This is a genomic window from Micromonospora sp. CB01531 (assembly GCF_001905095.1).
Taxonomy (GTDB): Bacteria; Actinomycetota; Actinomycetes; order Mycobacteriales; family Micromonosporaceae; genus Micromonospora.
Genome location: NZ_LWLS01000074.1, coordinates 49,959 through 68,057, shown reverse-complemented (window position 1 = coordinate 68,057; position 18,099 = coordinate 49,959). Strand labels below are relative to the sequence as shown.

Genomic DNA, 18,099 nt, shown 5'->3' with positions numbered 1-18,099 from the left:
GGGTCGGCAGGTCGGTCGTGGTCATCGGGTCGTCTCCGATGGGTCGATGAGGGTGATGTCAGGGTCGCGATACCGGCCCGCGGCCGGGGACAGAGTCCATGACTGGTCTGGGCTGACGTGCAGCAGGCCGAGCTCGGTCAGGATCGTTTCCGCGTCGGCGCGGACCGTGCCGGGCACGGTCTTCTGGTCCTTGGACATGTACTCGCCGCGCCAGCCGATCAGGTCTTCGACGACCTCGTCCACCTGCCTGTCGGTGAGTACCACCGTGCCGGACGCGGTACGGGTGCCATGCCGTCCAGCAAGGTCAGCCATCAACAGCGCCACCCAATCAGCCGCTCGCGCGCGCGGCCAGTCGGCCACGGTCGGCGACAGATCGGGGTCGTCGGGCAGCACGAGGACGAGACCTTCGGCGCGGGCCTCGACCGTCCCGCCGGTCATCTGCGCGAGGTCGGCGGTGCGCAGCCCGCGGGCCTTACGCAACGCGTCCGCGTCTTGCTCGTCCAGATCCGCGTACATGACGGCTGGAGTTTCCAGCAGGGCACGCAACTGCCGGACTGTACGGGTTGCGGCGATCTGCTCGGCGTCGGTGTCCTGCGGTTGCACGGCAGCGGCGAGCACATCAGGGCTGGTCAACAGCAGCAGCGCGTCCCGGTCAACCTCGTAGCCGGCACCAGGCCCGGCCCCGTCTTCGGTCCAGTCGTAGAGCATCTTCTCGTCGCTAGTCCGGCGGCGCAGCACGCCCCACCTGGCGAGCAGGGCAGCCGCGTCACGCAGCAGGCGACGCTGCGGTTTTTGCTCCGGGTCGTAGCCGGTGACGGTGACCCCGGGCGCGGAGGTCAAGTCCCGGACCATGTCGGACAGCCGCTGCAGCGTCACCGTCCCGGAGATCTCCTCGCAGCATGCGGCTAGGCAGCAGACGAGCGAGAGCAGCCGTCGGCCAGGTGCGTCCGCAGGGCGGGGTGGGGCCGTAACGGTCCCGGTGATCGGAATCCGGATCAGGCGTACGGCCCGGCCGACCCGCTGGATCCGGTACCCGGCCCGACGGGCATGCTCGGTGATCTGTCGCTGGTGGCGCAGGACGTGTCGGTGCAGGACCCGGTTCGTGGCCGGAGTAACCAGTGGCTGGGCGAGCAGACCGAGGAACGCCTGCTGCGCCTCCCGTACGGACGCGGAGGTAGATGTGTTCACGGCCGGCTCCCGGCTGGGGTGATGTGCAGGACGATGTCGGGGTGTACCAGCCGGCCGTCCGGCGTGTGCACGACGGCGGCCGGCGCACCGTCCTCCGGTGGGTCGGCGCGCAGGAGCCACCGGGCGTCTCCGGTGGTCGCAGATCGCCGGCCGGTGCCGTCCGGTTGGGCGGCGGCGACCGCGCCGAGCAGGACCAGCAGCATTTGCAGTTCGGCGGTGGTCAGGTCCCGCCACTGCGACAGCCGTTGCCCGGAGCGGGCGAGAATTGCCGATTCGGTGATCGCGGCCTGCGCGGCGGCCCGTGCGGCCCGTTCGCGGGCAGCGCGTTTCGCGCCGGTCCGGTCGGGAATCCGCGCTGCGGTCCCGGTCGTTGCTTTCGGGCCCTGCTTGCGCAGGCGGGCCTCCACGGGGACCGGATCGGCATCCCAGAACGACACCGCGCCGGGGTTGCCCGCCGGTGGGTCCCCCGCGCCCGGCAGATGCCGGGCGGAGAATAGCCCGGTCGAGCTGCACCACAGCCGCCAGGCGGCGTCGTCGTCCGCGGTCGACTCCAGGCGCGTGGCCAGATCGATGAGTTCCGCTCGGCGAGAGACGTGCCCGCCGACGGCGGCTAAGGTCCGCTGCCCGCGCAACAGCGGCCCGATCGTGTCGCGCATCTGTCGGCGTAGTCTGCGGGCCTGGCAGTCCGGTCCGTCGAACCAGCGGCGCAGCGTCTCTAGGGTGAGCAGGTGGGCGCTGACGAGCGCTTCGATCGCTGGCTCGTCCGCGTTCGCGCCGAGGGTGTGCACAGCGATGCGCCGCCACGCCGGTATCGACAGCGACGCGAGCTTCGCCGCGAGATTGATGATCGCTTCTGAGTGCGTGTCGACGCCGGCGCCCCACATATCCACATAACGGCGCAGGGTCTCCTGGACCGTGGTGATCTTCTCAAGTGTCGGCGGGCCAGCGAGCGCACCGGCGAGCCGAGCCTGCCACCCTGCGGCGGCCTTCACCATTGACTGGTGCGTCGTCGCGATCACGGACCAGGCCCCCGCCGCCTCCGTCGGACCCGCCTCTGCGCTTTCGTACAGCAGGGACAGGTTGGCCATCAGGATCCCGGGGCAAGGGTTGCAGCGGCGGCTGCGGCGGTGTCGTCGCCGAGGGACGTGATCGCCCGGTGTAGTTCCGCGACGGTCTCGGTCAGCTGGTACCGGTCCCGGTCGAGAACGAACTCCGCGTCTCGGACCGCTTTGTCCTGGAACCGGTAGACGACACCCCACCGTTCGAGACGGCCCATCCGATCCTTCAGCTTGAACGCCGGGTCGTCGAGGAGCCCCGGATCGACACCCAGCACCTGCAGACGGCGGCGCAGTAGCCCGGGCAGTTCAGTGGCCGCGACCCCGGTCAGGGTGTGCTCCTGCTCGGCGAGCAGCACATCGACGATCAGCCGGTACTGGGCCGAGAACCGGCTTGTCAGATAGCTGGCCTGCAACAACCCGCCAGGCAGCCCGGCCAGCTGCCACAGATCCGGGCCCTCAGCCGACCGTTCCTCATTATCGTCGAGCTCTGCGCCGTCCGGCCGCACTTACATCCCCTTCCACACCACATCCCAGGGCTCGCGCTCGGGCCGGGCACCAGACGCGCTCGCCAGGCCGAACACGAACCGCTACGCGAGCATAGGAGCGCGCACCGTCACATCCGGCTCGGTAAAGGCGCCGGGGTGACCTACTCGGCCATGATCAGCTGATCACTCATGGCACCAGCCGGACCATCAGCACGGCGCACATGCGGGCCGCCGGCTCGTAGCTGGTGCATATCGCGGCCGGCCAGATGCTGGACCTGGTCGGTAAGCACCTCGACAACCACGGCTACGACCTTGGCCGGTGGATGCCCTCCAACTGTTCAGAGGTTGTCCTTCATGATGGCTGAGCCGAACTGATCGCGGCTTACTCGGAACTTCACGGGGACACGGTCGGCCAGGGCGCTTACATGGCTGATTACTCCGACCATGCGATCGCCCTGGCTGGCGAGGTTCTCCAGCGTGTTGGCGACTGTCTCCAGGGTCTCCTCGTCGAGCGTACCGAACCCCTCGTCCAGGAAGATCGAGTCCAGCCGGGCCGAGCCGGCCGCGGCCAACGTGGTGATCTGCGCCGAGAGGGCGAGCGCCAGCGCCAAGCTCGCCTGGAACGTCTCGCCACCGGAGAGGGTTTTCACTGGCCGAGGCAGGTCGGCGTTGTTGTGGTCGATCACCACGAACTCGCCGTTCTCATGCGCGAGGTTGAACTCGCCGCCGGACAGCTCGGCGAGGCTCGCCGAGGCGTCCTGGACCAAGACGTCAAGAGCCGATGCTACGAGCCAACGGGGAAACTCGTTCGACCGCAGCAGGCCGCCCAGCGTGCTGGCGACGGCATGCTCCTCGACTGACTTTGCACGGCTGGAGCGCAGGTCGGCCAGCTGGGACAATTGCGCATCGAGGCTCTGGACGTAGGCGCGCGCCCGCTCAAGCTCGGCAGCGACGGCCGCGGAGACCGTATCCGCTGCGGAGGCAGGAGAGACGGCGATATCGGCCTGTTCGAGTGCCCGACCAAGCGCCAGCTCCTTCTCACTCCGGTGGTGCTCCGCCGTCGCAACAGCAGCCCGGGCGGTCGCGAACGTCACCTCTCGGCTGCCGATTTCTTGCTCGGCCCAGCCGACGAGCTCGGCCCAGGCGGTCCGCAGGTCCTCCTCCGGGACCGGCGGGGCCCCGAGCGGAACGAGCAAGTCCCGTGCCGCTCGAAGTTCCTTCCAGGCCATCTGCTCCTGGGCTCTCAAGGATGCGAGCGCTTGAAGAGCCGAGTCGCGGCCGGCACGGGCCTTCTTCAGTTCCGCTTGTGCGACCTTGGCTTCAGCCTCGAGCTTGTCGATTCGAGCCAACTCGGCCGCGACCTCGGCACTGCTCGGCGCCGTGGCCAGGGCTTCCGTCAGTTCCGTCATGCGGTCGTTAATCTTGCGAAGCCTTAGTTCGGTTTCTCGATCCGAGCGCTCCGCGGCCACCCTGGCGGCATCCAGGCGTTTGACCTCCCCATGCGCTTGCTTCAGGCGCGCCGCCATCGACGACGACTCGGCGTCGGCATGGCGCGCCTCGGCTTCGGCTTGGTCGAGGAGTTTGGCCTCGGCTTCGGCCATCTGGCCGGACCAGCTCGTCAAGGTGTGCCAGGCGTCCGCTAGGTCGAGGCCGTCCACGGACGGCGCGCCGAGCGAGACAAGTGGATCCCGAGCGGCGGTCAGTGCTGTCCGCGCCGCTGCGTACGTCTTCGCAAGCGTTGCCACCGCCTGGCCGGCCGCTTCGTGAGCAGCCCGAGCCTCGCGGAGGGTTACGCCGGCACTCTTGAGTCTGGCGTTCAGGCCGTCCAGACGGCTCAGCTCGCCGTCGACGGCGCTCTCGTCCGCCCATTCGCCGTTGAGCGCTCGCCTGAGCTCGGCTGTCTTTTCCCGCGCTGTGGCAAGCGCATCGGTGGCTTTCTGCTCCTGTGCCAGGGCCGCAGTGTGTTGCCGAGCTGCGGTGTCGCGGTGCCGTTCGGCGGTTGCCAGGGCCTTCTCGGTCGCCGCGACGGTCTCGTGTTCGAGGGGTGCCGGCAGATCCTCCACCGGATGCTCGCAGACCGGGCACGGCTCTCCCGCTACGAGGTGCGGCCGAAGTACCGACGCGGCTTCGGCGCGCCCGGCTTCATTGCGGGCCAGCCGAGCCTGGTCAACGGCCCGGATCGCTTCGTCGAGTGCGGCCTGCCCGGCGGTGACCTCCGCTCGCGCGCGGTCGGCCCGGGTGATCAGGTCCGGTTCCGCGGCCGCGAACTTGGTCAACTCGGCGTGGTGGTGTTTGGCCTGGTCCAGCGCGCTACGGGTGGGTGCCGCCTCAACATCGCGGCGCGCGTCAGACTCCGCCTCCTCCGCCTCGGCGAGGCGTCGGCCGGTGGCCGCCAGCGCACTCTTGGCGGAGACCTCTCGTTCCTGGATTTCGCCTATCCCGGTCGGAACGGACAGCCTGCTGAGCTTCTCGTACTGGGACCGGACCGTCTCGACGCGTTCCCGCGCGGCCGTTGCCGCCGCCTTCGCGGTGTCTGACGCCGCTTGGGCAACGGCCGCCGTCTGCGTCGCCAGATCGCGTTCAGCGGTGACCGCGGCGAGAGTCTTAGCCGCCTCCGCGCGATTGTTCTCCGCGTCGGGTAGCTGTTGCTCGAGGTGTGAGCGCTCGGCGTGGTTGCGCTTCGCGTGTTCCAGGGAACCGCGTTCCGCGGCCGCCGTCTCGAAGGTCGCCCTCGCGATGTCGTCAGCCTTCTCGGCCACGGCGAAGCCCTCGGTGGCCCGATCTGCGGCGCCTGTCGCTTCGGCCAGCCGCTCGGCGCGGGTCTCAAGGTCGGATGGGAGGGCGACGCTGCCGAGTTGTTGCGTCTCCTCGCGGATCCGATCGTTGTTTCGCCGCGCTTCGTCGACCGCTGCTGTAGCGGCCGTCAGTTCGGACAGGACGGTGATGACCTCGTCTTTCAGTGCGGTGAGCTGCTGGAGTCGTTGGTTCGCCTCGCCCACGGCCTCCGGCGTGACGGTGGCGAGGCGGCCGATCTGCTCATCGAGGAAAGCGACTCGCTGCTTGGCCTCGGCCGCTTCGGCGTTGGCGCGCTGTCCGATGGTTTCGTACAGGCCGATTCCGAGCAGGCGTGTGAGGATCTTCTGGCGGTCGGCTGGCTTGGCGTGGAGGAACTCGGCGAAGTCGCCTTGGGGCAGGACGACGCAGGAGCAGAAGTGGTCGAACGACAGCCCGAGGAGTTCTTCGACGGCGGCGTTCACCTTGCCGTCGGCCGCGATCAACTCGGTCTCGTCATCGATGGACCCCAGCCGGGTGGGATCGATCAACCGCTCGAGTCGGCCGCTGTGGATGCCGACGCCTACGCGGGTTCGCCGCAGTTCGCGCGCGGCGACGTACCGGCTGGCACCCACGTCGAAGACCAGGCGCACGACTCCCCTATTCACCGCGGGTGACAGCGCCAGCGAGACGGTTCGCCGGTCGTCCCAGCGCGGCACCGATCCGTACAGTGCGAAGGTCATCGCGTCGATGACGGTTGATTTGCCGGCGCCGGTTGGGCCGATGAGGGCGAAGAAGTTCGCGTCGGTGAAGTCGACCGTCGCCGGCTCACGGAACGATCCGAAGCCGGTCATCTCCAGAAGCACTGGCCGCATAGCTTGCCCCTTATGACTCGGAGGTTGCGTCGTGCAGGCGTGCGAAGAGTGCCGCCAGCCGTGGGTCGTCGATGTTCTTGGTGGCGCAGTATTCGGCGAACAATTCCGTGGGGGTGCGCTCGATGCCGCTGCTCGCTGGCCGGGTGGTGGCGTTCGGGGCGGCGAAGGCCGGATCGATGCGGATGTCGAGGGCGTTGGGCAGGAGGTCGCGAACCTCCTCGAGCAGGCCGGCACGCGCCGGCTCCTTGAGCTGAACGCGGAGGAACGCATCGCCGGCGCAACGCGCCTGGCTCTCAATCTCGGCGAGTGTGCCACGGAGCGTCATCAACCGGCGGCCGCTTTTGATCGGGATGTCGGTGACGGCCGCCGGCGTCGAGGGTGTCGCCTCCACCAGGCACACGACGCTCTCATTGTCTTGCTCTCCGAAGTCGATCGAGATCGGCGAGCCGCTGTAGTGCACCGGGCACGGCGCGTCGATCGCCTGCCGGCGATGCAAATGCCCAAGCGCCACGTACTGCGCCTCAGCCGGGAACGCGATAGCCGGCACGTGATATTCGAAGATCGACTGGGCGTCGCGCTCGCCGCCGCCGAACTTGCCTCCGGTCACGGTGAGGTGTGCCATCAGGATGTTGACGGCATCCGGCCGGAAGGCCCGGGCTAAGACCCTCAGCATGTCTTCGACGCGCTGGGCGTAGCTGATGGAGTTCATCACGGGCGTGTTGGCGATGAGCTCGGCTGCGCGGATGACGGTGCGCTGGGAGACGAAGGGCAACGTCGCGATCACCGCGGACTCGCCGGTCGAGCGGGCGGTTATCTCAATCGCTCCGTCCGAGCCGGCCTGGGGCGTGCCGACGAGGTGGATGCCGACCTCGTTCATCAGCGGTCGGTACGCGTCGAAGGTCGGAGCGTGGTCATGATTGCCGGCGATGGCGATCACCGGCACCCCGGAGTTGCGGATCTCGAGCAAGGTCCGGACGAGAAGTTGCTGAGCCTCGGCCGACGGTGCCGCCGAGTCGTAGATGTCGCCCGCGATGAGGACGGCGTCCACCTCGTACTTCCGGACAATGCCGACGATCTCCTCCAGAACCGCGCGCTGCTCGGCGAGGCGGTTGTGGCCCTTCAGGGTCTTGCCGATGTGCCAGTCGGAGGTATGCAGGAACCTCATGTCCGGCTCCTTTCAAAGAGATGTCAGGCCGCGACGCGGTGCGCGTACAGGTGATTCATGACGGTCTGGTTGGCCGCCCATCCGTCTGGGAATTTGACCGGCTCGTGTAGGTGAACTGGCTCGCTGGATGGGTGCGCGTCGAGCAGCTCCCGGATGCCGGCCCGCCCGACGACGACGCAGGCCTGTCGATGGCGGGAGGTGAGTACGCACAGGCGTCCGGCCTCGAGATGGAACGCTGTGGCGTCGCGTCGTCCCGACAACGGATGCAGCATCACGGTCAGGTCGTACTCTCGGCCCTGCAAGCGATTCGCCGTGTCGACCGTGACGTCCGGCAGGTCGGACAGCGCTTCGCGAATGGCCGCCGCTTGATCGCGATGCGCGGTGCCGACCGCGATTCGCTGCGAGGTGATCGGCCGAGAGTCGTTCCCCGACCGCGCGTTCGCTCCGCGTTCGAGAAATCTCCGAACTACGTCGGCGACCGTGGAAACCGCTTCGGCGTCTGTCCTGGGGGTGTGTCGCGCGGGCAGTTCGTAGAAGCCCCAGCCGGTGGTCGCCGCCTCGGCCAGCAGGGCGTCCAGGGGAGAGCGCCCCAAGGCGCGGGTGCCGAAGGTGAGCTCACGGTCTCCCGGTTCGGCGCCGGTCCGGAACCCGGTGTACGGGTAGAAGGCGGTGGCCACGACCTTTTCGGCGCTCGCGGGCAGCCGCCACGAGACGGGCAGCCGATGAACCGGCAAGTCGGGGTTAGTGCGCAGCAGCCCGGCCACCGCGCTCTGCATCGGGTCCCAGCTGAGCCCGCGCCAGCGGTCGTTCTCGACCACGGAGAATGGATCCAGCTGGCCCGGGTCGCCGACGAACAGGGCCCGCTCGAACCGCGGGGCAATGGCGAGCAGGGAGTCCGAACGCATCTGGTAGGCCTCGTCGACAATCGCCCACGGCCAGGAGCGGTCCTTCACGTAGGCCCAGCGGGCGGCCGTCGCGATGACGATCTCACAGCTCAGCAGGTTGCCGAGATCTTTGTCGACGAGCACGTTGGTCAGGGCCGCGAGGCGCGCTGGCCGCCCGTATGTGGAACTCGCCAGCCGTCCGATCATGAGACCGGTCGGCAGGGCGGCGGAGAGGTTGGTGGTCAGGTCGTCGACCTGCTCATTGGTTTGGGCGACGATTATCAGCCGCTCGCCGGCCGAGGCGAGCGCGACCGCGGTCCGGACCACGAGGGTTGACTTTCCCGCCCCGGGTGGGGAATCGACGACCACGCCGCGGTGCCGGCGGGATCGGAAGTCGGCGAGGATCGCGGCGATGACGCGTTCGGCTTCGGCTGCTGGGTCGATGGTCATTCCCATGGCTCCTGGGCGTCGTCATCGGTCGGTACGTACGGTCGGGGCGGTCCGCCGTGGGTCCACGGTGTTTGGTCGGTCGGCGGCAGGTCGGGTGTGCGGATCGCGTCCGGGTAGACGCTGGTGTAGGTGATCTCGTCGCCGACCTCGGGCACGCTGCCCGGCGCGGGCGCCGCCGCCCGGCCCATGCCTCCGTCGAGCTCGAGGCTGACCAGCACACCGTCGGCCGATCGCGCGATTTCGGTGATACGGGCGTTCTGTTTCATGCGCTCCGGCGCCCGCAACGCCTTGCCGACCGGCAGATGTACAGGATCGTCGGTGCTGACCACGATCAGCGGTCGGGTGACCCGGCGACCCTTCTCACTCCGGATGCGCCGATCACGGTCGACCGAAACGACGGTTCCCTGGAACGCCTCGCCGTTGACCCGGTAGCTCGCCATGATGAGCGGATCGTCCAGGGCTCGGCTGGCGTCGTAGGTCGTCTGCTCCCGCTCGAGGGACTGGAGTCGACGAGCCGCGGCCACCGCACCGTCCCGACGGGCCTGCGGACGGCCATCGGTGGTGAGGTAGTCGTGGTAGCGGCTGAAATCCCGGCGATCCGCCGTCCAGCGGGTCTCGACCGTTTCTGCGGCCGGCAGCTTCCGAAGAACCTCGATCGCGCGCCACATCAACCGCCAGGTTGGCTCCAACTGGCCACGAAGCTCACGCTTGAGGGTTTCCACCGCGCGCAGCCGTTTCGGGCTGTCGGGCGCAGCGCTCTCATACGCCCGGATGGCGGGTGCCAGCACCTCGTTGTCGAAGGCGGGGTCGGTTGACGGGCCGGCTGGCGGCCAGACGAGCGGATCCTCGGCCGCAAGCGCGGCCTCCGGCCCGGAGACTCCCTCGGGCGGGTCGATCCAGCCGAGCAGTGCGGCCAGGTTCGCGTCCTCCACAGCGCTCTGCCCGCTGGCCCAGTGCAGGTTCAGGGACTGAGTCATCGCGAGCATGGCCGAGGAGCCGGGGTGCTCGGATCGCTCGCCCAGGTAGGTCAGCCACCGGCCCAGCAGCGGCACCCCTTGCGCTACCGGGAACGGACCGTTGGTGCGCCGGAAGCGGGTGGATCGGCCGAGCAGCTTGACGAAACCGAGGCCGGCCGCGTTCGGAACCAGCAATTGGGGAGCTTCGAGGAACACCTTGTTCGAGCCGACCACCTCGAACCTCGCAGTGCAGGAGCGCACATAGGCCAGCACGATTTCGGCCAACGAGGCGGCGAAGTCGAAGCGGAGGTTGCGGTTCCGCGGCTGGGGCACCACCAACAGGGCCGGGGCGTGCTGGTCAGTGCCGATCATCGCGGCCAGCGGCGCATTTGCCTCGCCCGCGAGCGCCAGTGGGACTAACACCAACGGCCGGTCGGACAGGTGGACATGGCGACGTGTTGCGATCGGAACGGCCCTGCCAGCGCCCACGGCCAGCGCTTTGGCGTACGAGGAGATGGCGCTCATGCCGCCACCGAGCCGAAGATCTTGGCGGTTGTGCGGAGCATCGCCGCCGCCTCGGCCTGGTCGTCGCTCGCCACCAGGGTGCCGTCGGCCAGGCCGAGCGCCTCGGCGACGGTCTCCACACCGCCGAGTTCCTCGCGCACGCTAAGTCCCAGGGCGGCGGTGCAGCCCGTAGCCTCGCGCCGGCAGAAGAAGGCCATCTCGCATTTGGCGAGGCAGTCGGGTGCGTACCGTGCCTCGATCTCGCCCAATGCGGTTATCACGTCGGTGGGTGGCCGGCTCGGTTTGCCGTCGTCGTCCGGCGCGAGGTCGAGCGTCAGGGTCGGCGGCAACGCCGCGACCAGGCTCTCGATGCGGGTGAGCCGGGACAGCTGATGGTTTAGCACGATGAGCTGCTTTCGGACGTCGACCTTGGTGGCCACCGGCTGGTTCGAGAAGTCCTTCGGGCAAACCAACACGACCTCGTCGGCGACCTTGTCATCGCCGAGCAGCCGCCGAAGGGCCAGCACGTAGACGGCGGACTGCGTGGCCGCAGCGGCGACCTTCCGGCCGTCGGCCTGATCGTCGATCACCGCGAAGGACTTGATCTCGACCACGTGAAAGACACCGTGGTGGTGGAAGGCGACCAGGTCAGGTTCGAGGTAGACGTCGTTCCCGCCGACATCAAGGAGCAGGAGTGGGTGGTCGTAGAAGGTGGCGGCAGCATTCGGGTCGGCCGCGGCGCTGGTGAGCTTCTGTCGCGACCGGGCGTGCCGGACTTCCTGCCCGGTGTTGCCACCGACGTCCCCCAGGTCGGTGCTTCCGACTTCCCGGATCTCGAGGCCCAAGGTCTCGCGCAGCAGGCGGAGCAGTTCGGCGTATCCGTTCGCCTTAACTTGAGCCTCGAAGGCGTTGCCGCGGGTGATCGCGAACTGGGACTGACCGAACTTCGCCGGGAATCCGACGTGGCGCGCCAAGGCGTCCTTGTCGACGCCGGCGGCGTCGAGGACGGCGCGGCGTGTGCAGCCGGGGTTACCGGTCAGCGCGGCGACCGTACGGGCATTGTGGCGTTTCGCGGCGCTGGCGCCGCGGATACGGCGCAGCCGGTCCTGGGTGTCGTTGTCCATCGAGTCGTCCTTCGCGGAAGACGAAGTGCTACCAGGGGGTCAGGAGCCGGTCGCGGAGATGCTCCGCAGCCGGCTGCCGAAGAGCTGCTCCACGTCGTCGAGCTGCTCGCGGGCCCGCTTCGCGGTGCGACCGGTCGGCGTCCCGGTGGATCTCGAGCTCGGCCTCGGCCGCCTCGACGAGGGCTGCGGCGGCCATCGCGTCGACGCTGGCGGCGGCACCGGGGATGTTGGCGGCGAACCGCCGGTGCGCAGCCGTCGCTTCGCGAGCTCCCGCACCACGGTGTCGATCATGGTCCACACCGGCTCGCGTTGGGTCGCGCGCAGCCCTTCGCCACGGCCCCGGCGGGGGGCATCGTGATATGCCTCCATGCTGGTCAGCTGCTGCGCCAACACGCGTCGACGGCCCGCTGCACTCGGCGGTCCAGCCTGGGGTACGCGGGCAGAAATCCGCGGTCGATGGCCAGCTCAGCCATACCATTCCCCCCGTCGCCGGCGCCATGGGTAGACCGAGGCGCCATGTGCTGGCACTGTCGTGAGCCTTGGACAGGGGTGAGCGGCGGCGCCCGCGCGACACGTACGGCCGCCCGGTGGCGTCCTGGCACCCCGAACCGACCACAGTGAATCATATTGTGAACGCCGCTTGCAAGCATCATCTTGTTGCGTAAGTTCACTATGGCGCCTTTCACCCGAGCCGTCCGTGCCTGGCCGGTCATTGGCGGTTATGCTGGCCCCCGTGGTGGCGGGCGCGAGCCTCAAGAACCGGTACAACGTGAGCCGGCTCCCGTTGGCGCACAAAGGAATGGGCGAGGTCTGGACAGCTCACGACACCTTGCTCGACCGCGGTGTGATCGTGAAGGTCGTCAGCGTCCCGAGCGCTGATCTTGTGCGTCGGTTCCGCCGCGAGGCGCTCCTGACCGCCCGGCTCGATCATCCCGGGGTCCCCGCTGTCTACGACCTCGGCGAGCACAACGGCCTGCCCTACGTGGTACTGCAAAAGATCGACGGCATCACTCTCTCGGACCTGGTCGCCGAGCAGGGAGAGCTTCCGATCGCCTGGGTAGCCGCCATCGGAGCACAGGTCAGCAGCGTCCTGCTCGCCGCGCAACACATCGGTCTGGTGCACAGAGACATCAAGCCGAGCAACGTCATGCTGGAGAGAAGCGGCGCGGTCAAAGTGCTCGACTTCGGCTTGGCCGTCATGCGCGACGATGACCGCTACTCGCGGATCACCCTGAGCGGACAGAGCCTGGGCACCGTGGGCTACATGGCACCGGAGCAGATCCTCGGCGGCGCCTCCGACCACCTCACCGACCTGTACGGCCTGGGCGCCACGCTGTTCGACCTGCTCACCGGCCGCGCACCGTTTGCCGGCGTGACCACCATGACCACGGTGCGGCACCAGCTAGCCGACCCCCCACCGCGCCCCGCCGAGCTGCGCGAAGACATCCCCACCGAGCTCGATGATCTCGTCCACGCGCTCTTGGCGACCCGCCCACAGGACCGGCCCGCCAACGCTGCCGAGGTGTACGGCGTACTGGCGCCACTTGCCCAGGACCTTCCTCCCCTCCCCGGCGTGGTCGCCGACGGCATGAGCCCCGTGCGGGCATACGCCGCGATCATCGGGCGGGTGCCGCAGCCGACCCCGCACAGCATGGGAACGTAGACCTGGATGTCGAGCAGGCCGCGAAGCAGGCCGAGCAGCTGCACGCCGCCGGCGAGTTCCGAGCCGCCGCGCGAGAGTGGCGGCGGCTCGCCAGTGAACTCGCGCAGCGGCACGGCGAGGACCAGCGGCTGGTATTCGACTTCCGGCTGCGCGCCGCCCGCGCCCACGTACCACTCGGCGAGCAAAGGCGGGCGTTGCGTCAACTCAACATGCTGCTAGAGGACCGTGTCCGACTGGACGGACCGGAACACGCCACGGTGATGGAACTGCGGCAGGAGATTGAGCGGCTCAACAAGCAGCTCTCGTCTTCACCCCCATCCCACCGATCCGCACCAGACGCGGATCGCTGAACGACCGGGGCAACAGCACGGCCTTCTGCTCCGCGAACCGGCCACCCCCGTAGTGGAAGATCTGCGCGCAGTTCTGACCGCGCGTCTCAGTCGCCAGCGCACGCCGGGCCAGCGACGAGTACATCGCACTGTGCTTCAACCAGGCCGCCTCCTCGCCGTGCCGGTCGAAGCCCCGGCCGCTGGACGCGTGACCGAACGCGTCGTGCACCGCGCGGAACATGTCGTTCTCGCAGTCACTGAGGTACGGGTGCGGGTTGCCGGTCGCGGCGCTGGCCCACACCTTCAACCGGCGCCCCTGCACGTCCTCGACCATGGACTCCACGTCCAGGTACGGGTCCTCGTCGACGATCCGCACCGTCACGCCAAGGCCACCGAACTCGACCCGGCCCACCAGGAAGTGGTACTGCCGCACGGTCTCCCGGCAGAACGCGGCGTACGCGGTAAAGGCCCGCTCGTCCCGGGTCGGTGCGGCCATGTAGGCGTCGGCGATGGCCGCGCCGACCACGGGGTCAAGGCGCACACGCGCATACGCCTCGGGAGCGATGGCCCGACTGTTCCCCGAGCCGTACTGCTGCACCCCGGCGAGCAGGTACGCGACCGGCGAGAAGGATGAGGTCGAGGCGGTGGGCAGCGCAGACGCGAGCAAGGGTGTTCATGGTCCTCCTTCGATCGTTGGGATGAAACGAATCCGGTTCAGTGGGCGGCGATGGCGCCTTCCCGCACGTCGGCCACCTCTGCGCCGTCGCCGGACGCGGCGTGCTGCTCGCGGCGCAGCAGCTCGCCGAGCACGCGAATCTCGGAGACCCGACGGTCCTGATAGAACTTGGCGAATTTGCCGACGGTGGTGCTACGTCCACGACGAGGCATGGATACCCCCAAAGGTGGCTTGTATATCGGAACCAGGAGCAATGTAGCGCTTGTGAACCCTGTAAACAAGAGCCGACGACATGGTAGCGTTCACGTGTGACAAGAGAGCCGAACATGGCCATCGGAGACGCGACCCTGACCGCCAGCGGCATTGCGCGCCTGGCCAACGTCGGCCGGGCCGCGGTCAGCAACTGGCGCCGCCGTTACGCCGACTTCCCGTCACCAGTCGGCGGCACCCCGACCAGCCCATCCTTCGACGCACGCGAAGTAGAGCAGTGGCTCCGCCAGCACGGCCGGCTGCACCGCGCCAGCATCGAGCAGTGGGTCTGGCGACACATCGAGAGCTACCAGCCGGCTGCACAGATCACCGACGCCCTCGGCATCTGCGGCGCCTACCTACTCGTCCGCTCCCAGCAGAACGAGCCCGCCGACGAGGCCCTACTCACTCCGATACAACTCGCCACCCGCCTGGCCGCCCTCGACCCCGGCCTGGCCGAACTCGTCGGCGACTTGCTGCCGAAACAATGGACGCCGCAGCTCACCACCCTGCTGCGCACGGTGAACCAACTTGCCTTCGAGCAGGCCCCGGAGGCTGCCTTCGAGTACCTGCACAACCGGTACGTGACATCGGCCAACCCGCTGTCCGGCCTCGCCGGCACGCCGGACAGCGTCGCCGAGGTGATGCTGGCACTCGCCGGCACCGGCGCCCGCACGTTGGACTTCACCAGCGGCACCGGATCGATCCTGCGCATGGCCGCCGACCTCGCACTTAAGAACGCCACAATCACGCGCTGCTACGCGCAGGAGATCAAGCCGCAGTACGCGCTGATCACCCTGCTACGCCTATGGTTCGTACACCTGCGTGCCCGACGCGCAGGGCACCCCGCGGAGCCGCCCGTCGTACACGTCGGCGACAGCCTGCTCGCCGACGCCCTGCCCGACCTGCGGGCCGACGTCGTCGTGGCGAACTTCCCGTTCGGCATCCATGACTGGGGCCACGACCGCCTCGCCTACGACCCACGCTGGACCTACGGCCTGCCCCCGCGCACCGAACCCGAACTCGCCTGGGTGCAGCACGCCCTGGCCCACCTCTCCCCCGACGGCACCGCCGTCGTACTCATGCCCCCAGCTGCCGCGCTGCGCCCGGCCGGCCGCCGCGTCCGCGCCGAACTGGTACGCCGCGGCGCGCTGCGCGCCGTCATCGCCCTGCCCGCCGGCCTCATGCCACCGACCGGCATCGGCCTGCACGTCTGGGTCCTCACCCAGCCCAACCCGCAGCAGCCACCCACGGCAGGTCTACTGGTCGTCGACACCACAACCGCCTCGAAGACCCGCCCCCTGAACGACATTGTGGGGACAGCATGGCGTGCCTACCTGTCCAACGACACCGCCGAAGAGCCCGGCGTCCACCGCACCGTACCCGCCATCGATGTGCTCGATGACCAGGTCGACCTGACACCGCAACGCTACGTACCTCAGCCCAACGAGCTCGCCGCCACCCCGGCGCAGATCCTCGCCAAGATCAGCGACTTCGACGAGCTCCTTGAGGAGCTACGGCGCGGCCTCCCACCCGTACAGCAGGTACACACCGCAGCACTACACGCAGCCCCACAAGCCGACATTGCCGACCTGATCCGATCAGGGAGCATTTCCGTGCATCGCGCGACCTCACGCACCCGATCAGTCAGCACCGCCTCCGACAACGCAGTGCTGACTGCCTCCAACATCCTGTCCGGACGCTCGGCAGCCGGGTCTAACGACCAGGCTGAAGACGACCATCCGGGACCGCGCGTGCAGGCCGGTGACATCCTCATCCCGATCATCGCCCGCGAGATCATCGCCCACGTAGCAACCCCGGAGCAGATCGGAGCAGAACTGGGCCCGGGCGTGCAGCTGATGCGCGTCGACACGACCCGCTTCGACCCGTGGTTCGTCGCTGGCGTCATCTCCCGCACAGACAACCTGCGCGTCGCCGGCCGCGCCTCCAGCACTGGAAGCGGGACACTCCGCATCGACATCAGGCGACTCACGATCCCCGTGCTGCCGCTGGACCAGCAGCAAACGTACGGACAAGCCTTTCACCAACTCGCCGCATTTCGCACCAGGCTCGACCAAGCCGCCGCTACCGGAACCGCCTTGGCCCGCGATATCGCCGACGGTCTCACCGCCGGCGTTCTCGGCGTCTCGCCCTGACCACGAAATGGCTGGCGAGCCGTTGTTCATGGCATCCCAACAGCGGAACGTCGCCGAGCCGCAACAGACGAGCCGCCCCACCAACAGTAATCGCCAGGCGGAGGACTGCATGGTCTCGCGCCGGCTTCACATCGAACCGGGCGCGCGTCAGGCGCGCGAGACCGTCCTGCTCAATCGGCGACCGGAGCCGCGGCGACCGCGAGACGTGGTAACGGGTTGGGAACGAGCCGGACCGCCACTCGTGATGGCGGCCGCGTCAATCGGCCAGATCGGCAGGTGCCGGCAGCGGCGAGAAAGCCAGTTCAGCGTCGCACGCGAGGGCCTGCTGCCGGCAGCGTTGCGCGAGATCGAGGTCACCGCCCGGTCCCCCGAGGTCTTGCGCCAGTGCGTCGAAGTCACGCCGGGCATTCCGATAGTCCCCGGCGAGCATGCGGACGTTGGCGAGGTCCATCCGGACAGCGATGACCTGCGGCTCAAGGAGGCCTGCTCGCGTCGGCAGCAACGCCTGCTGCAGGACCTCCGCAGCTTGCGCGAAGCGTTCCGCCTCGGCCAACTCTCGTCCCCGCTCACGCAGTTCTTCCAGTTGTTGCGGCTCACCAGCCACTGCCGGGCCTATCCGCTCAATTGACCCGTCAGTCCTTGCCGGCGGTGTCCGGCGTCCACTTCCCGTTGAGGCCTGATCCGTCTCCGGATGGAACGGGGCGAGCAGCTGTTCGACGTCCGATGCCGATCCGGGGCGGTCGGTCGGCTTCTTGGCGAGCAGGCAGTAGAGCAGGTGTGCCAGGTCGTCGGGAACGTCGTGCCGGTATTCGGTGATGACGGGGATCGGTGCCTGGATGTGCCGGCGGAGCATGTCCGGGGCGTTCTTGGCCTCGTAGGGTGGGCGTCCGGTGAGCATTTCGAAGAGGATGCAGCCGAGCGCGTACAGGTCGGCCGCGGGTCCCGTCGGGTTTCCGGCGGCCTGTTCCGGTGCGATGTACGGCGGAGTGCCCAGCGTGTGACCGGTAGCCGTCAGTCGGGACGCCTCGGCGGGACCGAGCAGGGCTGCGACACCGAAGTCCAGGACCTTGACTCCTCCCGAGGGAGTGATCATGAGGTTCTGGGGCTTGAGATCGCGGTGCACCAGGGAAGCATCGTGGGCAGTGGCGAGCACGGAGCAGACCTGGCTGGCTATCGAGGTGGACTCGCCGACGCTGAGCTGCTCCCGTTCGGCGATGAGGTCGGCGAGCTCGATGCCCCGCACGAGTTGCATGACGATGTAAAGGTCTTCGCCGTGTTCTCCGAGGTCATGGATGACCGGCACACCGGTGTGGTCGAGACGTGCCGTGACACGCGCCTCCCGCCGGAAGCGCTTGACCGCGACGTCCCGTTCGTCCTCAGGCACCTCCATCTGCCGGAGGAACTTGACGGCCACCGGCCGGTCGAGCCGCTCGTCGTAGCCTGCCCAGACCTGGCCCATTCCGCCACGCCCGATCGGGTACGTGAGCTCATACCGGTCGGCGATGCGGTCCCGCGCCTGCACCTCTGCCTCTCCCTCTTCGCGTGCTGGCCCCTACCGCGGCCAG

The 18,099-nt window shown here is 68.6% G+C and carries 15 protein-coding genes; 2 read left to right on the top strand and 13 right to left on the bottom strand.

Annotation, left to right across the window (positions count from 1 at the left end):
- Window positions 1-21: 21 nt before the first annotated feature.
- The 10 genes from A6A27_RS21505 to A6A27_RS43300 form a co-directional block, all read right to left on the bottom strand.
- Window positions 22-1,188, bottom strand: a complete 1,167-nt coding sequence (locus A6A27_RS21505; protein ID WP_073836438.1) for a TIGR02678 family protein — start codon at window positions 1,186-1,188, stop codon at window positions 22-24.
- Window positions 1,185-2,276: a DUF2397 domain-containing protein gene (locus A6A27_RS21500; RefSeq protein WP_274534573.1), complete on the bottom strand. Its 1,092-nt coding sequence runs from the start codon at window positions 2,274-2,276 to the stop codon at window positions 1,185-1,187. The genes A6A27_RS21505 and A6A27_RS21500 overlap by 4 nt, the downstream gene beginning before the upstream one ends.
- Window positions 2,276-2,752 carry a DUF2397 family protein gene (locus A6A27_RS46845; RefSeq protein ID WP_274534572.1) on the bottom strand — a complete coding sequence of 159 codons (477 nt, stop codon included), beginning with the start codon at window positions 2,750-2,752 and terminating at the stop codon, window positions 2,276-2,278. Before A6A27_RS46845 ends, A6A27_RS21500 begins: the two co-directional genes overlap by 1 nt.
- Before the next feature lie 140 nt (window positions 2,753-2,892).
- Window positions 2,893-3,033, bottom strand: a complete 141-nt coding sequence (locus A6A27_RS44335; protein WP_158074025.1) for a hypothetical protein — start codon at window positions 3,031-3,033, stop codon at window positions 2,893-2,895.
- 36 nt (window positions 3,034-3,069) lie between these two features.
- Entirely contained in the window at window positions 3,070-6,369 is a 3,300-nt protein-coding gene (locus tag A6A27_RS21495; protein WP_158074024.1) for an AAA family ATPase, read from the bottom strand.
- Window positions 6,370-6,388: 19 nt separating this feature from the next.
- A complete protein-coding gene (locus A6A27_RS21490; RefSeq protein ID WP_073836436.1) occupies window positions 6,389-7,543 on the bottom strand; it encodes an exonuclease SbcCD subunit D in 1,155 nt (384 codons plus the stop codon).
- Window positions 7,544-7,566: 23 nt separating this feature from the next.
- A complete protein-coding gene (locus tag A6A27_RS21485) occupies window positions 7,567-8,883 on the bottom strand; it encodes an AAA domain-containing protein (protein ID WP_073836435.1) in 1,317 nt (438 codons plus the stop codon).
- Window positions 8,874-10,256 carry a hypothetical protein gene (locus tag A6A27_RS21480; RefSeq protein WP_241825378.1) on the bottom strand — a complete coding sequence of 461 codons (1,383 nt, stop codon included), beginning with the start codon at window positions 10,254-10,256 and terminating at the stop codon, window positions 8,874-8,876. The genes A6A27_RS21485 and A6A27_RS21480 overlap by 10 nt, the downstream gene beginning before the upstream one ends.
- Before the next feature lie 98 nt (window positions 10,257-10,354).
- The gene (locus A6A27_RS21475; RefSeq protein ID WP_073836432.1) at window positions 10,355-11,461 is read right to left on the bottom strand and encodes a hypothetical protein; all 1,107 of its coding nucleotides are present in this window, start codon (window positions 11,459-11,461) and stop codon (window positions 10,355-10,357) included.
- A gap of 39 nt (window positions 11,462-11,500) precedes the next feature.
- Entirely contained in the window at window positions 11,501-11,854 is a 354-nt protein-coding gene (locus A6A27_RS43300; RefSeq protein ID WP_143194099.1) for a hypothetical protein, read from the bottom strand.
- 340 nt (window positions 11,855-12,194) lie between these two features.
- Here A6A27_RS43300 and A6A27_RS21465 point away from each other — a divergent pair, with 340 nt between their 5' ends.
- Complete coding sequence (locus A6A27_RS21465) at window positions 12,195-13,124, top strand: serine/threonine-protein kinase (protein ID WP_241825377.1); 930 nt, start codon at window positions 12,195-12,197, stop codon at window positions 13,122-13,124.
- Window positions 13,125-13,412: 288 nt separating this feature from the next.
- Here the strand turns inward: A6A27_RS21465 and A6A27_RS21460 are convergent, their stop codons facing one another.
- Both A6A27_RS21460 and A6A27_RS44330 read right to left on the bottom strand, forming a co-directional pair.
- On the bottom strand, window positions 13,413-14,120 hold the full coding sequence (locus tag A6A27_RS21460; protein WP_241825376.1) for a hypothetical protein: 708 nt from the start codon (window positions 14,118-14,120) through the stop codon (window positions 13,413-13,415).
- Window positions 14,121-14,167: 47 nt separating this feature from the next.
- Window positions 14,168-14,341, bottom strand: coding sequence for a hypothetical protein (locus A6A27_RS44330; protein ID WP_158074023.1), 174 nt, complete (start codon window positions 14,339-14,341; stop codon window positions 14,168-14,170).
- Window positions 14,342-14,437: 96 nt separating this feature from the next.
- On the opposite strand from A6A27_RS44330, the gene A6A27_RS21455 reads away from it, so the two are divergent.
- A complete protein-coding gene (locus tag A6A27_RS21455; RefSeq protein ID WP_083672754.1) occupies window positions 14,438-16,534 on the top strand; it encodes an HsdM family class I SAM-dependent methyltransferase in 2,097 nt (698 codons plus the stop codon).
- Window positions 16,535-16,790: 256 nt separating this feature from the next.
- Here the strand turns inward: A6A27_RS21455 and A6A27_RS21450 are convergent, their stop codons facing one another.
- Window positions 16,791-18,056, bottom strand: a complete 1,266-nt coding sequence (locus A6A27_RS21450; protein WP_073836429.1) for a serine/threonine-protein kinase — start codon at window positions 18,054-18,056, stop codon at window positions 16,791-16,793.
- Between the last annotated feature and the right edge of the window lie 43 nt (window positions 18,057-18,099).

Excerpts from the sequence above, each read along its gene's own strand:
- A6A27_RS21475 (WP_073836432.1), bottom strand. The coding sequence starts at position 11,461 with ATGGACAACGACACCCAGGACCGGCTGCGCCGTATCCGCGGCGCCAGC.
- A6A27_RS44330 (WP_158074023.1), bottom strand. The coding sequence starts at position 14,341 with ATGCCTCGTCGTGGACGTAGCACCACCGTCGGCAAATTCGCCAAGTTC.
- A6A27_RS21490 (WP_073836436.1), bottom strand. The coding sequence starts at position 7,543 with ATGAGGTTCCTGCATACCTCCGACTGGCACATCGGCAAGACCCTGAAG.
- A6A27_RS21500 (WP_274534573.1), bottom strand. The coding sequence starts at position 2,276 with ATGGCCAACCTGTCCCTGCTGTACGAAAGCGCAGAGGCGGGTCCGACG.
- A6A27_RS21485 (WP_073836435.1), bottom strand. The coding sequence starts at position 8,883 with ATGGGAATGACCATCGACCCAGCAGCCGAAGCCGAACGCGTCATCGCC.